This window comes from Okeanomitos corallinicola TIOX110 (assembly GCF_038050375.1).
In the GTDB taxonomy this organism is placed as follows: Bacteria; Cyanobacteriota; Cyanobacteriia; order Cyanobacteriales; family Nostocaceae; genus Okeanomitos; species Okeanomitos corallinicola.
Genome location: NZ_CP150886.1, coordinates 1198873 through 1214979, shown reverse-complemented (window position 1 = coordinate 1214979; position 16107 = coordinate 1198873). Strand labels below are relative to the sequence as shown.

The following is a 16107-nucleotide window of genomic DNA, read 5'->3' as shown; positions in this document are numbered from 1 at the left end:
AAGTTGGGTTCAGTGACATCACCACCCAACAAATTATTCAAAATATTGGGTTTTCCTAAGTTAACCCAACCGCTAAAATCTCTTACCAATTGAGGAAAAAATTACCGTGACAGCATTTAATACGGTACTAAACAAACATAATAACGGACTAACTTTCTCCAAAATCTCCAACTACCAAAACCAAAATTGGAGAGGTTCAGGAGATTGTATTGCATTTGCAACAACTGCCATCAAAGAAAAATTACTTACCCTAGAAAAGCCATGTTATGTAGTTAAAATAGCAGGTAATATAGGCGTGACTAATGATGGTTATTTAACACCAGCTCATAATGTTGCTTCTGAACAAGCAGAATTGTTAATATCATTACCACCTTTAGGACTACAACAATTTGGCGACCCAAACTTTCTCAAAGTTCATGATGTCAAATATGCCTACATGACAGGTGCAATGGCTGGAGGAATTGCTTCTGAAGAAATGGTAATTGCACTAGGAAAACAAAAACTTTTAGGTTCTTTTGGTGCAGGTGGTTTACCTCCAGAAAAACTAGAAAAAGCCATTCAAAATATACAAACAGCCCTACCTAATGGTCCTTATTGCTTTAATTTAATTCACAGTCCTAATGACCAAGCAATAGAAAAAAAAGCTGTAGAATTATATCTAAAATATGGCGTAGACACAGTAGAAGCATCAGCATTTTTAGACTTAACTCCTAACATCGTTTATTATCGAATTGCTGGATTAAGTTTAAATGTTAATCATCAAATTGAAATCAAAAATAAGGTCATTGCTAAAATTTCTCGTCGTGAGGTTGCAACTAAATTTTTACAACCAGCACCCGCAAGAATTGTCAAAGAATTACTTGAAAAAGGGCTAATTAGTGAATTACAAGCAAGTTTAGCCAGCAAAGTACCAATGGCTGATGATATTACCGTAGAAGCTGATTCGGGTGGTCATACAGATAATCGTCCCTTAGTATGTTTACTACCTTCAATTATTAGTTTAAGGGACGAAATTCAAGCACAATATAATTACGAAAAACCCATTCGAGTGGGAGTAGCAGGAGGAATTGGAACACCAGAATCAGCATTAGCTGCTTTTATAATGGGTGCTGCTTATATTGTGACTGGTTCAATTAATCAATCCTGCATTGAATCCGGAGCTTGTGCATATACCAAAAAGTTATTAGCCCAAGCTCAAATGGCTGATATGATGATGGCTCCCGCCGCAGATATGTTTGAAATGGGAGTTAAATTGCAAGTCTTAAAACGCGGTACAATGTTTCCTATGCGAGCGCAAAAACTATATGAAATATACCGCTCTTATGAATCAATTGAAGATATTCCCATAGCCGAAAGAGAGAAGTTAGAAAAACAAATCTTCCGGAAAACTATTGCTGAAGTTTGGGAAGGAACAGCTGCTTATTTATCACAGAAAAACCCTGAAAAATTAGGTAAAGCTGTGAATAATCCAAAATTAAAAATGGCTTTAATTTTCCGCTGGTATTTAGGCTTATCTTCTCGTTGGTCTAGTAGCGGTGAAAAAGGTCGAGAAGTAGATTACCAAATTTGGTGTGGTCCTGCTATGGGTGGTTTTAATGACTGGGTAAATGGTTCTTATCTAGCCAAACCTGAAAATCGTCATGTTGTTGATGTTGCCCATCACATTATGTTAGGAACAGCCTTTTTATATCGTATTCAAAATTTAAAGTTTCAGGGTTTGCAAATTCCTAATTTCTACAGTCAATATCAACCTGTTCATTCTACATTGGAGATGTAAACATGAGTTTAAAAAATACTTATACTGCCGAAGAGATTCAATCTTGCCTGGTATCTAATTTAGCTGAAATTTTAGCAACTACATCAGAGGAAATAGATGTAGAAGAAAATTTAGAAAATTATGGTTTGGATTCAGCCCAAGCTATGATTATTATCAGTAAATTGGAAAATTTACTAGGTTTTAAACCTTCTCCTGTTTTACTTTGGCATTACCCAACTATTGCTACACTCTCTCAACGTTTATCGGAAGAAGTATCAGGAGAATCTCAAGTAAAAGATGCTAATATTGCTCTTCCATTTTTAGATTTAGGTGCTGAAGCCGTATTAGACCCAACTATTCAACCAGTGGGTAATAATGCTGTTTCTATTACTAATCCCCAAAATATCTTTTTAACTGGAGGAACAGGTTATTTAGGTGCATTTATCATCAAGGAACTCCTAGCAGAAACTCAAGCAAATATCTATTGTTTAGTACGTGCGGCTAATGTTGCTGAAGCCAAAAGCAAATTAACAAAAAATCTCCAACAATATGCTGTCTGGGATGATAAATATAGTTCCCGACTAATACCCATTATTGGTGACTTAGCACAATCACTTTTAGGTATGAGTCAACAGCAATTTAATGACTTATCTGCTAACATTGATACCATTTATCATAGTGCTGCTTTACTGAATTATGTTTATCCCTATCCAGCATTAAAAGCCGCTAATGTTTTAGGAACACAAGAAGTTTTAAGGTTAGCTTGTCAAACTAAAGTTAAACCTGTACATTATGTTTCTAGTGTTGCTGTTTTTGAATCTAATGCTTACGCTGGTCAGGTAGTTAAAGAACAAGATAACTTTGATGATTGGCAGGGTATTTTCTTAGGTTATTCTCAAACAAAATGGGTAGCTGAGAAGTTAGTTAAAATTGCTGGTGATAGAGGATTACCAATTACAATCTACAGACCACCTTTAATTTCTGGAGATAGCAAAACTGGAATTTGCAATACCCATGACTTTATCAATTTAATGATTAAAGGTTGTCTACAAATGGGTTCATTCCCTGATGTAGATTATATGTTAGATATGTCTCCTGTAGACTATGTAAGTAAAGCTGTTGTTTATTTATCCAGACAGGAAAAATCCATTGGTCAAGCCTTCCATTTACAACATCCCCAACCCGCTTCTTTAAAATCTTTGGTGGAATGGATACGCACTTTTGGGTTTTCCTTAGAAATGATTCCCTACGAACAATGGCAATCTGATTTAATCAATAATGTCACTGACGAGGATAATCCATTATATACTCTAAGACCATTTTTATTAGAGCGTTGGTCTGATGAACAAATCACTATTCCTGATTTGTATTTGCAAGCAAGAAGACCAATTATTAGTTGTGAAGCAACCTTAGAAGCATTGAAAGGCAGTTCTATTGTTTGTCCACCAATTGACTCACAATTATTGATTACCTACACTTCTTACTTAATGCAAACAGGTTTCTTGAGTTTGGTTTAATTTAGTCACATATCTGGGGTGGAAAATACCCACCCTATAATCAGTTTAGCACCATTGAATTGCTAATACTTTCAGGTGAATATCACCATTTTTAATATGAAAATAAAAGCTAAAACACAAGGTCAAGAAACTGCTCTTATTACTGGAGCAGCCAGTGGAATTGGCTACGAATTAGCTTGTATTTTTGCAGCTAATAACTATAACTTAGTATTAATAGATAGAAATGAACTTAGATTACTAGAAATAGCTATTAATTTCAAGAGAAAATTTGATATTTTTGTAACTACGATTGTTAAAGATCTATCTATATCTACAGCACCTAGTGAAATTTTTTCAGAATTGCAAAAAGCTAATGTTGAAGTTGATGTGTTAGTAAATAATGCAGGATTTGGTACTTACGGATTATTTAATGAAACCAATCTGGGATCTGAACTAGAAATGTTACAGGTAAACCTGGTTTGTTTGACCCATCTAACTAAATTATTTCTCAAAGAGATGGTCAAAAAAGGTAAAGGTAAAATATTAAATGTTTCCTCGGCGGCAGCTTTTCAACCTGGTCCATTAATGGCGGTTTATTTTGCCACAAAAGCTTATGTTTTATCTTTTTCCGAAGCTATTGCTAATGAGTTAGAAAATACAGGAGTAACTGTAACAGTTCTATGTCCTGGTTCAACAGTTTCTGCATTTCATGAACGGACAGGAATGGTAGATTCTAAACTGCTGAAAGGTCAAAAAATGATGGATGCTAAAACTGTCGCTCAGATGGGATATGATGCTTTAATGGGAGGTAAAACAATAGTTATTCCTGGACTTGTCAATAAAATTTTTGCCAAAGTGGTCGGGTTTTTCCCTAGAAATTTGGTCACAAAAGTTGTGAGACGTATGCAGGAAAATGATTAAAAATTAAGGTGTTATGGCAATTCATACAAATCCTAATACATATAATTTTTTGTAGGGGTTTAGCACTGCTAAACCCTGACTCAAGTATGTGTATCATTATTCAAGTGAAACGGTATGAGGGGAAAAAAATAAATTTGTTATCCCCATCTCCCCACTTACCTATCTCAAACTAATCATTATTTTCAGATTCATTAATTTTGTTGCGTTTAAAACCAGCAGACCCACCAGTAGTAAACCAATATTCCCAACTTCCACCTTTAGCATTTGACCAATTATTCAGATCAAAATGTCCACTTCCTTCTGGTGTACCAGCAATTCTATAAACTTTTACGGCTTTACCATTATGATTCCAAATAACTGGTAAATCCCGTTCTACTTTTTCGGGTAATCCACTATTAGTTTGCAGAAAATAGGCATCTTGTCCTTTGCTTTCACCATTACCAAATACTTTAGCAATCCCTTTTTCATCAATAGCAACAAATGCACCTTCTTCTAAACCAATAGCAAATACAGAAAGGCGATTACTATCAGAAACAACTCTAGCTAATAATCCAAAAATTCTTCCATATCTTGGTTCTGGATGGTTGTGATTAACCCTATCTAAATGAGTGTCAGTAATCACATTTTTCAGATATGGAACTCTAATAAAATCACTACGGTAAATATCTTTTGTATTGTGATGAAAAGGATCATCTAAAATTTCTGAACTGATGACACCACGGTGGGAAGGTACATAATAATAATCTCCTAAAATTGCCATCCCTGCGCTAGTTCCCGCAATGGGAATCTTTTTTTCATTAATTAAATAATTGAGTGTATCTTCTACTTTTGTTCCTTCCCAATAATCTTCATAGGCATTTTGATCACCACCTGCTATAAATATTGCGTCTGCTTGACGCAGATATTCAATCACTTCTGGATCATCTGCTGCATCTCGACTATCTATGGAAAGTTCCGCAGCAGAACCAATTAAATCTCTATAACTATCACAAACCCAGTCAGCTTGTCTACCAAGTCCACCCGTCCGCAGCACTATTAAATTACCTTTATCTGCTCGTTTTAAAAACCATTTTGTAGCTGCATCTTCTCCTGATTTTTTACCTTCTGCACCACCAATTAAGAGGACACCAGGAGTTGGTTTAGCTGATGTTTTACCGACTTTTCCACATTCTCGAATATATTCAAAGTCTCTGTCAACGTCTCTCTCAAAGTCTCGTCTTGACATAAACATTACCTTTACTACTTATTGAGAATGACAAATATTGATGGTTTTTTATGTTCAAATCATACTTTTTTATTAAGAATTAATTATTTTGTCAGAATCAGGATATCCAGGATTATAGGATTTTCAGGATAGTTATTTGATGGTTAATGGCTGTTGTTTTATCGTCCTCCATTATCAACTAACAAAAGGATTCTCAATCTTTAGTCCAGTAATTCCTTTAAAATCACTGACATTTCTTGTTACTAAAAATGCGTCTTGATTTATTGCTGTAGCGGCGATAATTGGATCAGGAAGTTTAATTTTATATTGTCGTTTGATTTGGATTGTCTGATTTTCAATTTCTCGCAATAATGGAACTGTGTTAAACTGGGATAGTAAATCTTCAATAGACTGTTCCTCTTCTTTTGATAAGCCGATAAAACTCAGTAATTCAATACGGATAATCGGTGAAACTAGAATTTCGTGCAAATTCAAAAACTCTTCTGTAAACCATGAATTAACTGTTATATCATCGGCTAGATAGTAAATAAAAATATTGGTATCATAAAGATATTTCATTCTTCCCATTCCTGACGCAGAGTATCTAAATGAGCTAACATTGCTGCTTTTTTATGCTTTAAAATTCCTTTAGCTTGAATAATTTTTTCATAGTCTTTTTTCCAATGTAATAGCATTGATTCTGGTACATCTACCGTAATTGAATCTTCATCTTGAGATATAAGATAATGTCTTGGTATTTTGATTAATGGCATAGTTTTATGCTCCTGTTTCTCTCAATTCAGATTGTAACATAATGTCTGAATCAGGATAACCAGGATTATAGGATTAACAGGATGATTATTTGATGATTACTAAATGTGAATGATATATTGATTATTACGGTCATTCATAAAAATTAACCTTTTGTCTGAATCAGGATAACCAGGATTAGAGGATTTTCAGGATGATGATTTGATAATTACAGTCAATTCCTCAAAATTAATCTTTCTTCATACTAATCATCAACACCCAACAAATAATTAAACAATCACATCCTGTACATCCTCAAATCCTGGACATCCTGATTCAGACAACCACAACATTCACCACACAACAAATAATCAAACAATCACATCCTGTACATCCTTAAATCCTGGACATCCTGATATGGCTTACGCCACGCTTCGCTATCAGACAATAATATGCTATTTTATATACAGCATACATGAAACCAACCATTAACCAATTATGAATAATCCACAACAACCGCGAGAATACGATGCTGTGCTTGGTGGTAATAGTCCAAGTCCATCACTGGAAGGTGCTGCCGTTTTAGGTGGTATTGAAGGGGTAAAATTACGGTTGCAAAATCCAGATGCAAAGGTGAGAATTGCTGCACTTGAGCAAGCATTGAATTATGGAGAACAGGGTTTAGATTTAGTAATTGCAGGGTTAAAAGATACATCTTGGAATATTCAAGATGCGGCTTATTTAATATTAAATAAAATAACAGATCCAAAAATTAAGCAAATATTACAAAAGCGTAATCAACAAGGTTTAAAACTAGAACAAATTGAAGTAATTACAGTCAACAAACTCGGAGAAATTATTCAGCGCCAGCCGTGTGTAGCTAGATATTTTATAGAAGATTTGGATAATGGTGTTAATTTGGAAATCGCTGTAATTCTTGGCGGTAGTTTTATGATGGGTTCACCAGAAAATGAATCGGGAAGAAAAGATTGGCAAAGTCCTCAGCATCAAGTTACAGTTCCTAGTTTCTTTATGGGAAAATATCCAGTAACACAGGCACAATATCAAACTATTATGGGAACTAACCCTTCTCGTTTCAAAGGTAGTAATCGCCCTGTTGAAAGAGTTAATTGGAATGATGCTGTAGCTTTCTGTGAAAAGTTAAGCCAAAAAACTGGAAACACCTACAGGCTGCCAAGTGAAGCGGAATGGGAATATGCTTGTAGAGCGGGAACTACCACACCATTTCACTTTGGAGAGACGATTACAACGGATTTAGCTAACTATAATGGTAACGGCACTTATGGTGGTGCAGTTAAAGGAATTTACAGAGATGAAACAACAGAAGTAGGCGGCTTTGGAGTAGCTAACAACTTTGGATTATACGATATGCACGGTAACGTATGGGAGCGGTGTCAAGACTATTGGCATAGTAATTATGAAAGTGCGCCGACAGATGGTAGCGCATGGTTGAGCGATGGCGAGAATACTAACAAAAGACTGCTGCGCGGTGGTTCATGGTTCGACGCACCAGTTTATTGCCGTTCTGCTTTTCGCTTCCACACCTACGACAGCTACGGATTCCCTATTGGTTTTCGGGTTGTGTGTAGTGGTGCGGCAAGGACTTAGTAACACTATGCGCTTTTTCCTTCTTTCTCTTTCCTTGTCTTACCTCTGTCCCGTAGCAAGAAAATTTTTTGTCTGAATCAGGATATCCACCGATTAAAGGATTGACAGGATTGTAATTTGATGATTGATAGATGAGATTCATATATTTATTCTTCCATCTCACTTCATAAATATTCACTTTTCTCCATACTAATCATCAATAACTAACAAATAATCAAACAATTACATCCTGTACATCCTCAAATCCTGGACATCCTGATTCTGACATTTATTATTCTTTGCAACTTTGCGCGAAATAAAAAACCCAATAAACTAACAACTAACCCCCCATTTATACATAATGAATAACCCCCATCAACAACTACTCCAACAAATAGACCTCATGCTTCGCGCCCGCTATCCCCTACTATATATAGTCGGAGTCGAAGAAGAACCAATAGAACAAGTCCTCCAACAACTCACCCAAATATCCCAGACACCAGGACAACTATTATTATGGGATATCGTCACCGGTTGGGATGACAACGGAACTGATAAAGGTTCAGTCATGGGTGCATTATCAAGAATTACCAAAACCCCAGAAAATACAACCACAATATTTGTATTGCGAGACATACATTTTATCCTCAAAAACCCCGAAATAGAAAAAAATGCTCCCGTTATTCGGGCTATCAAAAACCTCACCCGTCAACTCAAACGCACACGCCAAACCCTTATAATTACCAGTCATATATTAACAATTCCCCCAGAACTACAAGAAGAAGTTACAGTCATTGATTTTCCCTTACCCAACATCCAAGAAATTGATTATTTAATTCAGCAATTAATAGTCCCCGAAAAACTTAACTTAAATGGATTAGGAAAAGAACAATTAATTAAAGCCTGTCAAGGATTAAGTCGCGCCAGAATTAGAAGAGTATTAGCCGCCGCTTTAGCAGCAAAAGGACAAGTCAACGAATCAGATATTGATAGAGTATTAGAAGAGAAAAAACAAGCAGTTAGACAAACCGGAATCTTAGAATTTTACACATCCAATGAATCATTAAAAAACGTCGGTGGCTTAGAAAATCTTAAACAGTGGGTAAGAATGCGTCAAGATGCTTTTACCGAAGAAGCAAGACGTTATGGAATACCCAACCCCAAAGGCGTTTTATTAGTAGGAATACAAGGAACAGGAAAATCATTATCAGCCAAAACTATCGCCCATGAATGGCGTTTACCATTGTTACGTTTAGATGTGGGTAGATTATTTGGGGGAATAGTCGGAGAAAGTGAAAATCGCATTCGCCAAATGATTCAATTAGCAGAAGCAATATCACCCTGTGTATTATGGATGGATGAAATAGATAAGGCATTTGGTAATATTAATAGTGGCGTTGATGGTGATTCGGGAACATCGCGCCGAGTATTTGGAACGTTAATAACTTGGATGCAAGAAAAAACCAGTCCCGTGTTTATGGTGGCTACTGCTAATAATGTGCAAATATTACCAGCCGAACTATTAAGAAAAGGGAGATTTGATGAAATATTCTTTATCAATTTACCTACAGAAAAAGAACGCCATGATATTTTTAAAGTCCACCTGCAAAAAATCCGTCCTTCCCGACTGCGAGAATTTGATTTACAAAGACTTGCCAAAAATAGCGAAAATTTTAGCGGTGCTGAAATTCAACAAGTAATTATTGATGGAATGCACCGCGCTTTTGGTAGTTTAGTCGCTGGTAATAGGAGGGATTTTAACACAGAAGATATTTTAGCGGCGGTATCGGAAACTGTTCCTTTGGCGGCTATTGCTAAGGAACAAATTACCAGTTTAAAACGCTGGGCTGCGGAAGCTGGCGCAAGAACGGCTTCTATTGATACACTGTTAATTGAGGAGTTAAAGGTTTATTCTCAGCAGCAAGGTTTGGGTCCTTTGGAGGTTGATTAAATGTTTGATTTATTTAAACGAACCACAGAGACACAGAGGACACAGAGGGAAGAGGTTTAAGAGAGATTTTTATTAGGAGTTGATTTTTTATGTCTCATTTTACAACTATTAAGGTGCAAATTAAAAATGGTGATGTTCTCCATCAAATATTGCAAGAGTTGGGTTATCAAGTTGAGTTAAATTCTCAAGTTCGGGGTTATATGGGTGATAAAACTCATGCTGAATATGTGATTAAGCAATCTAATGGTTATGATTTAGGTTTTCGTAAAAATGGAGAAAATTATGAATTAGTGGCAGATTTTTGGGGAGCGAAAATTAATCAACAAGATTTTATTAATAAAATTAGTCAAAAATACGCCCATAAAACTTTGATGGAAACTATACAAACTGAGGGTTTTAATGTGGAGGAAGAGGAAGTTTTAGCAGATGGTACGGTGCGGGTTGTTGTGGGTAAATGGGTTTAATTTCTGATTTATTGACATTATTAAAAAGGAAAAATCATCATGGCAGAATATCAAAAGATTGAATATCGCATTGGTAAAGATGGTAAAATTGTGGAACGGGTTTTTAATGCAACTGGTTCTAGTTGTGTGGAAACTACAAAAAGTTTAGAACAATCTTTAGGTGAAATAGAATCTCAGGAATTATTACCGGCATATTATCAAGATGATGAGATAATTACAACTTCCGAAAATCAAACCTTACAACAACAATAACTAATCATTACTCGTTCCTTGTCTCTGACAAGTAATGCAAAAAAGAGGTAGAACCTCTAAAATTGCATTCCCACTCTGGAGACTGGGAACGAGAAATCCGGGATAATAAACTAACTGCATCAACATCAATAAATAACATGATAGAACAAATTAATAATATTGCTTTTGCTGTAATTCTCGTAATCATTATTTATATTATTCTGCGTATATTATTCTCAGAAACTCAGAAAAATACACTAACTAATCATCAACCTATCACCTCAACAAATACAGAACAAAAAATTAAAGATTTAGAATTACAATGTCAACGACTGCGGGAAGAATTAAAACAACAATCTCAACAATTAAAAACCGATTTCCAAAATGAAACATTTACCCAATTACAAACTTTACTCAGCAACTATCCCACAATCAAAAAAATGGCTTTAACAAAACCAGACTTACCAGCTAAAAACCTAGTTTCTTTATTTACATCTTTAGATAATTTAATCATTAATTGGGGTTATACTGCTATTGGTGAAATTTGGGAACAGGTTAATTATAATCCTCAATTACATCAAGCTGATAGTGATGATATTCAAGAAGGGGAATTAGTTTATATTCGGTTTATTGGCTATCAAAATGGTGAACAAGTTCTCTATCCTGCAAAAGTTAGCCGCACTCTTCCCGCAGGATTTGATCATAATAATTAAATGATAATATTGTAGGTTGGGTTAAGCAAAGTGTAACCCAACAAAACCGATAAATAATTAATGTTGGGTTTTTGAACCCAACCTACTATTTATGACAACTATTGCAATTGATTTTGGTACAAGTAATACTGTAATTAGTATTTTGGAAGCTGACACTCAACAACCTAAAAGTTTACGTTTCCCTAATTTATCCCGTATCTTTGTTAGTGTCATTCCTCAAGGTGAAAGATTAGAATATCCTGTTATTCCTAGTTTATTATTTATTAAATCAACTGATAATATTATTTTAGGTGAAGGTGTGAGAAGTCAAAGATTAGGACTTTCTCAAAGTTATCCTCCTGAAAGATTATTTAAAAAGTTTAAACGTGATTTAGCTGGAGATTATCAACCACCACCAATACAAATAGATGGGATTAGTTATGATTCTATTTCTGTTTCTGAGTTGTTTATCCAAACTATTTGGCAAGAAATTAAAAAGCAAAATATCGAACCTAGTCATTTAATTTTCACTGTTCCCGTTGGTGCTTTTGAACGATATTTAGATTGGTTTAGAGATTTAGGTCAAAAATTAAATGTTCCTCAAGTTTCTATTATAGATGAATCTACCGCAGCAGCTTTAGGTTATGCTGTAAAATCTCCTGGTAAATTAATTTTAGTGGTTGATTTTGGTGGGGGAACTTTAGATTTAAGTTTAGTCAAAACTGTTGCAACTTCTGATCAGAATCATAATCTACGTGCTGAGGTTTTAGCAAAATCAGAAGCTTATGTAGGTGGTGAAGATATTGATGTTTGGATAGTTGATGATTATTTGCGTTCTCAAAATCTCACACCTGAACAAATTGGTAAAATTGGTTATCAGAACCTCCTAGAAATTGCTGAACGTTTAAAAATTCAACTTTCTAAAAATCAAACTGCTGCCGAAAGTTGGTTTGATGATGAATCTTTTATGTCTTATGAGTTAAAAATTAACCGGGAAAAATTAGAAGAAATTTTAGAATATCGGCAATTTTTACAACAATTACGCGATGCGTTAGATGATGTTTTAACCTTTGCACTCAGAAAAGGTATTACTAAAAATGATATTGAACAGGTTTTATTAGTAGGAGGAAGTTGTTTAATTCCCACAGTTCAGCAATTAATTATTTCTTATTTTGGGAAAAACAAAGTTAGGTTAAATAAACCCTTTGATGCTGTCTGTCATGGTGCATTAGCAATTACCCAAATTACAGCAATAGATGATTTTCTACGTCATAGTTACGCAATTCGTTTATGGGATAATTACAGCAAAAGTTATATTTATCATCCTATATTTACTAAAGGTACAAAATATCCTTGTCAAAGTTCTCAATGGTTAACTTTACAAACTGCAAATAATGGACAAACAGAAATTCGTTTAGATATTGGTGAAGTGGGTGATATGTCACAAACAGAAATAGCTTTTGATGCTTCAGGAAGAATGACTTCCAGCACTCTCCAACATCAAGAAAGTTATCGTTCCTTAGATACCCAACATCAACAGGTATGTGTAGCAAAACTTAACCCTCCAGGGGATGCAGGAATTGATAGAATATCTGTTTTATTTGCAGTAGATAATCGCAGAGTTCTATTAGCAACTGTCAAAGATTTATTAACAGGAGAATTATTAGTTGATCAAGGTGAAATTTATAAATTAAAATAATTAAATCATCCAACAATATCCTGTACATCCTCAAATCCTGGTCATCCTGATGCAGACAATCACAACTTTCACTACCAATAAAAAATCATCCAATAACATCTGTTAAATCCCTAAATACTGAAAATCCTGATTTTGAGAAATACGGACTCCCCAAAACTACCACAGACCCCAAGCCTGTGATATCATGGGAGACTGCTACATACATTTAGAAAAAATAGAAATTTCATAGACTATGGCTCTCACGCAACAGCGCAAACAAGAACTCATCTCCGGCTACCAAGTACACGAAACCGATACTGGATCTGCTGATGTGCAAGTTGCAATGTTAACTGATCGTATTAACAAACTCAGTAAGCACTTGCAAGCAAACAAAAAAGATCACTCTTCCCGCAGAGGACTCTTAAAAATGATTGGACAACGTAAGCGCCTTCTAGCTTACATCCAAAAAAACAGCCGAGATAAGTATCAAGCTTTGATTGCTCGCCTCGGTATTCGTGGTTAGGAACTATAGCTTATGTCTGCTGAAGGATCAGAAAGTAGTCGTTTACCGTTTGAGCCAAATAAAAAGCGTCAAAAGCCTGTAAAAGCTAAAGCTCAACCGATAGTAAAAGCACAGGCATCAAATCAAAAGTCGCAACAGCAACCACCTTTCACTAAGGAAGAAATGGCAATTCCTGAAGTGGTAAGTCAGCGGATGATTCGTAGAGTCGCTGCGTTTTGTGGGATACCGACCGCTTTAGGTATTACTACTCTGGTGGTCAGCTATTTGCTGGTCAGTTATGCTGATATCCAATTACCTCCCATCGCTGTCTTATTGGTAAACATGGGACTATTTGGAATAGGAGTTTTAGGTATAACCTATGGTGTTCTTTCTGCCTCTTGGGATGAAGAAAGACCTGGTAGTTTACTAGGTCTTAGTGAAGTTAGTACCAATTGGGGAAGAATGGTCGAAGGTTGGCGCGAAACACGAAAAGATAACGTCTGATCAGCGGCGCTCAGGTATCTATAAGTAACTGCAATATTGGGTAAATTAGGGCAAGAATCTGATCTGATTTATACCCAATATTCAGGGATAGAACCTGACGCTATATTTTTAACATTATATTTTTAACATTATTTTCGCTCGTAACACAAAGGTTAAGATATAAAAGAATCAGGGTTAGAGAATTAAGAATAGGTTTTTACCAATCATCAATTACCCATCACCAATCACCAATCACTAATCCTACGTCAGTAAATATTTTTCTCAAAGTTTAAGTAGAAATATAGGGATTTTAAAATGATTGTTGTCATGAAAGTCGGTTCTCCACAGCCAGAAATAGATCGTGTAACGAAAGAATTAACTGACTGGGGTTTAACACCAGAAAAAATTATTGGGCAACATAAAGTAGTCATCGGTTTAGTAGGTGAAACTGCGAGTTTAGATCCTCTGCAAATTCAGGAACTCAGTCAATGGATTGAGCAAGTATTAAGGGTGGAAGTACCTTATAAAAGAGCTAGTCGTCAATTCCGTCATGGTCAAGCTTCAGAAGTAGTTGTGAACACTCCTGATGGTGACGTTGTATTTAGTGAAAATCATCCCTTGGTAGTGGTAGCTGGACCCTGTTCCGTGGAAAATGAAACCATGATCGTGGAAACAGCCAAGCGGGTTAAGGCTGCCGGTGCTAAGTTCCTCCGTGGTGGTGCATACAAACCCCGAACTTCACCCTATGCGTTTCAAGGTCATGGCGAAAGTGCATTGGAATTGTTAGCAACAGCCAGGGAAGCCAGTGGACTGGGTATTATTACTGAGGTGATGGATGCAGGAGATTTAGAAAAAATTGCCGCAGTTGCTGATGTAATTCAGGTAGGGGCGCGAAATATGCAAAATTTCTCACTCCTTAAACAAGTAGGAGCGCAGTCAAAACCAGTGTTATTAAAACGGGGTATGGCTGCCACTATTGAAGATTGGTTAATGGCGGCTGAGTATATTTTGGCGGCGGGTAATCCCAATGTGATTTTATGTGAACGGGGGATTAGAACTTTTGACAGACAGTACACGCGCAATACTTTAGATTTGTCTGTTGTGCCGGTGTTGAGGAAATTAACTCACCTACCGATCATGATTGATCCTAGTCATGGCGTGGGTTGGTCAGAATTTGTCCCGGCAATGGCAATGGCAGCGATCGCCGCAGGTACAGATTCCTTAATGATAGAAGTTCATCCCAACCCTGCCAAAGCTTTATCCGATGGACCCCAATCGCTGACACCAGACAGATTTGATCAGTTAATGTCAGAATTAGCAGTCATCGGTAAAGCTGTAGGACGCTGGCCACAACCAGCTTTTGTAACCGTTTAAAGGTGATAGGGAGACAGGGAGATGGGGAGAAAAATTAATTCTGACTACGTGTACGGGCGAACGGCCGTTCGCCCCTTCTGTCACCTGTCACCTGTAAATTAATTATCTTCTTCTACCACCAGAACCAGAAGAACGACGGCTACCAGAAGAACGGCTACCACTACCAAAGCCACTGTTGGAGTTACGGCGGTTGGTAGAACTTGAATTACCGGAATTTTGTAGGGTACTACCACTCACCCCAGAACCAGTAGCACGACCACCTGTATTTGTGCCTCTCGTACTAGAGGGGGTTCTATTTGTTGTACTAGTAGAGTTTTTAATTGTTCCTGTAGAACGGAAAGCAGTGCGATTTCTTACTGCTGCGGGTGGTTGATTGTAGCGGGAACGGTAGCTAGAAACTGCTGAATCATAGGTAGAACCATATCCACCGTAACCTCTCATAATTCCACCGGATTGATAAACAGGGGGAACATAATATTGAGGTCTAAATAGGGCATTACCGATCACCTGACCGGCTAAATTACCAGCTAAAGAAGCTGCAAAAGGTGTCCAGAAGTTAGACTCTCTGCGAACTACGACTGTTTCCTGTTGCCCATTTTGGGGATTCGTTTGAACTTCCGTAACGTTGTGAACATACTCAATTTTAAAGTCTTCTGTTAGATATAAAGCCGGTTCACCATTTTCTACCTTGAGATAACTTTTTTTACCGTCTTTAATTTCTTCATCTGTCAACCTTGCCATTTGTAGTTTATCTGTAGCAAAGGTTGGTGGCTGACTACCGATTAAAAATAGGGTGTACTCACCATCAGCATCATTGTAACTAGCTTGCTGTACGGGGTACTGTCCATCACTGAGTCTTTTGGGTGTAACACTGGTGCTGCTCACAGAATTAGAAGTTGTGGTAGTTTGGTTTCCTCCACCACAGGCCACTGTTGTTACAGATAAACTTAGGACTAAACAAAGGATAGTCAACTTACGCATTATAATCCTGACCATG

16 protein-coding genes are annotated in these 16107 nt (G+C 36.5%); 12 read left to right on the top strand and 4 right to left on the bottom strand.

Annotated features, from left to right (window positions below):
- Positions 1–106 precede the first annotated feature (106 nt).
- The 3 genes from WJM97_RS05305 (at position 107) to WJM97_RS05295 (ending at position 4173) form a co-directional block, all read left to right on the top strand.
- Complete coding sequence (locus tag WJM97_RS05305) at positions 107–1777, top strand: PfaD family polyunsaturated fatty acid/polyketide biosynthesis protein (RefSeq protein WP_353931998.1); 1671 nt, start codon at positions 107–109, stop codon at positions 1775–1777.
- 2 nt (positions 1778–1779) lie between these two features.
- Positions 1780–3273, top strand: a complete 1494-nt coding sequence (locus WJM97_RS05300; protein WP_353931997.1) for a thioester reductase domain-containing protein — start codon at positions 1780–1782, stop codon at positions 3271–3273.
- A gap of 96 nt (positions 3274–3369) precedes the next feature.
- Entirely contained in the window at positions 3370–4173 is an 804-nt protein-coding gene (locus tag WJM97_RS05295; RefSeq protein ID WP_353931996.1) for an SDR family oxidoreductase, read from the top strand.
- A gap of 169 nt (positions 4174–4342) precedes the next feature.
- Here WJM97_RS05295 and WJM97_RS05290 read toward each other — a convergent pair whose 3' ends face one another.
- The 3 genes from WJM97_RS05290 to WJM97_RS05280 form a co-directional block, all read right to left on the bottom strand.
- Positions 4343–5398, bottom strand: coding sequence for a cyanophycinase (locus tag WJM97_RS05290; protein WP_353931995.1), 1056 nt, complete (start codon positions 5396–5398; stop codon positions 4343–4345).
- A 174-nt stretch (positions 5399–5572) separates the two neighbouring features.
- The gene (locus WJM97_RS05285) at positions 5573–5956 is read right to left on the bottom strand and encodes a type II toxin-antitoxin system VapC family toxin (RefSeq protein WP_353931994.1); all 384 of its coding nucleotides are present in this window, start codon (positions 5954–5956) and stop codon (positions 5573–5575) included.
- Positions 5953–6150, bottom strand: a complete 198-nt coding sequence (locus WJM97_RS05280) for a hypothetical protein (RefSeq protein ID WP_353931993.1) — start codon at positions 6148–6150, stop codon at positions 5953–5955. The genes WJM97_RS05285 and WJM97_RS05280 overlap by 4 nt, the downstream gene beginning before the upstream one ends.
- A 475-nt stretch (positions 6151–6625) precedes the next feature.
- On the opposite strand from WJM97_RS05280, the gene WJM97_RS05275 reads away from it, so the two are divergent.
- From WJM97_RS05275 to aroF, 9 genes are all read left to right on the top strand, one after another.
- On the top strand, positions 6626–7756 hold the full coding sequence (locus tag WJM97_RS05275) for an SUMF1/EgtB/PvdO family nonheme iron enzyme (protein WP_353931992.1): 1131 nt from the start codon (positions 6626–6628) through the stop codon (positions 7754–7756).
- A 340-nt stretch (positions 7757–8096) separates the two neighbouring features.
- Complete coding sequence (locus WJM97_RS05270; RefSeq protein ID WP_353931991.1) at positions 8097–9686, top strand: AAA family ATPase; 1590 nt, start codon at positions 8097–8099, stop codon at positions 9684–9686.
- Between the two features lie 89 nt (positions 9687–9775).
- A complete protein-coding gene (locus WJM97_RS05265; protein ID WP_353931990.1) occupies positions 9776–10150 on the top strand; it encodes a DUF1257 domain-containing protein in 375 nt (124 codons plus the stop codon).
- Between the two features lie 39 nt (positions 10151–10189).
- Complete coding sequence (locus WJM97_RS05260; protein WP_353931989.1) at positions 10190–10402, top strand: DUF2997 domain-containing protein; 213 nt, start codon at positions 10190–10192, stop codon at positions 10400–10402.
- A gap of 137 nt (positions 10403–10539) precedes the next feature.
- On the top strand, positions 10540–11094 hold the full coding sequence (locus tag WJM97_RS05255; RefSeq protein ID WP_353931988.1) for a molecular chaperone GrpE: 555 nt from the start codon (positions 10540–10542) through the stop codon (positions 11092–11094).
- A 91-nt stretch (positions 11095–11185) separates the two neighbouring features.
- Positions 11186–12772, top strand: coding sequence for an Hsp70 family protein (locus WJM97_RS05250; RefSeq protein WP_353931987.1), 1587 nt, complete (start codon positions 11186–11188; stop codon positions 12770–12772).
- Between the two features lie 232 nt (positions 12773–13004).
- Positions 13005–13274, top strand: coding sequence for a 30S ribosomal protein S15 (gene rpsO, locus WJM97_RS05245; protein WP_353931986.1), 270 nt, complete (start codon positions 13005–13007; stop codon positions 13272–13274).
- Between the two features lie 12 nt (positions 13275–13286).
- Positions 13287–13757: a PAM68 family protein gene (locus WJM97_RS05240; protein WP_353931985.1), complete on the top strand. Its 471-nt coding sequence runs from the start codon at positions 13287–13289 to the stop codon at positions 13755–13757.
- A 294-nt stretch (positions 13758–14051) separates the two neighbouring features.
- Positions 14052–15110 carry a 3-deoxy-7-phosphoheptulonate synthase gene (aroF, locus tag WJM97_RS05235; RefSeq protein ID WP_353931984.1) on the top strand — a complete coding sequence of 353 codons (1059 nt, stop codon included), beginning with the start codon at positions 14052–14054 and terminating at the stop codon, positions 15108–15110.
- Positions 15111–15212: 102 nt separating this feature from the next.
- On the opposite strand, the gene WJM97_RS05230 is transcribed toward aroF, so the two are convergent.
- A complete protein-coding gene (locus WJM97_RS05230) occupies positions 15213–16106 on the bottom strand; it encodes a hypothetical protein (RefSeq protein ID WP_353931983.1) in 894 nt (297 codons plus the stop codon).
- Position 16107: the final 1 nt, after the last annotated feature.

What these genes read in the sequence shown, in the direction of transcription:
- rpsO (WP_353931986.1), top strand. Translation starts at nt 13,005, where the DNA reads ATGGCTCTCACGCAACAGCGCAAACAAGAACTCATCTCCGGCTACCAA.
- WJM97_RS05275 (WP_353931992.1), top strand. Translation starts at nt 6,626, where the DNA reads ATGAATAATCCACAACAACCGCGAGAATACGATGCTGTGCTTGGTGGT.
- WJM97_RS05280 (WP_353931993.1), bottom strand. Translation starts at nt 6,150, where the DNA reads ATGCCATTAATCAAAATACCAAGACATTATCTTATATCTCAAGATGAA.
- WJM97_RS05285 (WP_353931994.1), bottom strand. Translation starts at nt 5,956, where the DNA reads ATGAAATATCTTTATGATACCAATATTTTTATTTACTATCTAGCCGAT.
- WJM97_RS05255 (WP_353931988.1), top strand. Translation starts at nt 10,540, where the DNA reads ATGATAGAACAAATTAATAATATTGCTTTTGCTGTAATTCTCGTAATC.
- aroF (WP_353931984.1), top strand. Translation starts at nt 14,052, where the DNA reads ATGATTGTTGTCATGAAAGTCGGTTCTCCACAGCCAGAAATAGATCGT.
- WJM97_RS05265 (WP_353931990.1), top strand. Translation starts at nt 9,776, where the DNA reads ATGTCTCATTTTACAACTATTAAGGTGCAAATTAAAAATGGTGATGTT.
- WJM97_RS05250 (WP_353931987.1), top strand. Translation starts at nt 11,186, where the DNA reads ATGACAACTATTGCAATTGATTTTGGTACAAGTAATACTGTAATTAGT.
- WJM97_RS05270 (WP_353931991.1), top strand. Translation starts at nt 8,097, where the DNA reads ATGAATAACCCCCATCAACAACTACTCCAACAAATAGACCTCATGCTT.
- WJM97_RS05300 (WP_353931997.1), top strand. Translation starts at nt 1,780, where the DNA reads ATGAGTTTAAAAAATACTTATACTGCCGAAGAGATTCAATCTTGCCTG.
- WJM97_RS05290 (WP_353931995.1), bottom strand. Translation starts at nt 5,398, where the DNA reads ATGTCAAGACGAGACTTTGAGAGAGACGTTGACAGAGACTTTGAATAT.
- WJM97_RS05230 (WP_353931983.1), bottom strand. Translation starts at nt 16,106, where the DNA reads ATGGTCAGGATTATAATGCGTAAGTTGACTATCCTTTGTTTAGTCCTA.
- WJM97_RS05240 (WP_353931985.1), top strand. Translation starts at nt 13,287, where the DNA reads ATGTCTGCTGAAGGATCAGAAAGTAGTCGTTTACCGTTTGAGCCAAAT.
- WJM97_RS05260 (WP_353931989.1), top strand. Translation starts at nt 10,190, where the DNA reads ATGGCAGAATATCAAAAGATTGAATATCGCATTGGTAAAGATGGTAAA.
- WJM97_RS05295 (WP_353931996.1), top strand. Translation starts at nt 3,370, where the DNA reads ATGAAAATAAAAGCTAAAACACAAGGTCAAGAAACTGCTCTTATTACT.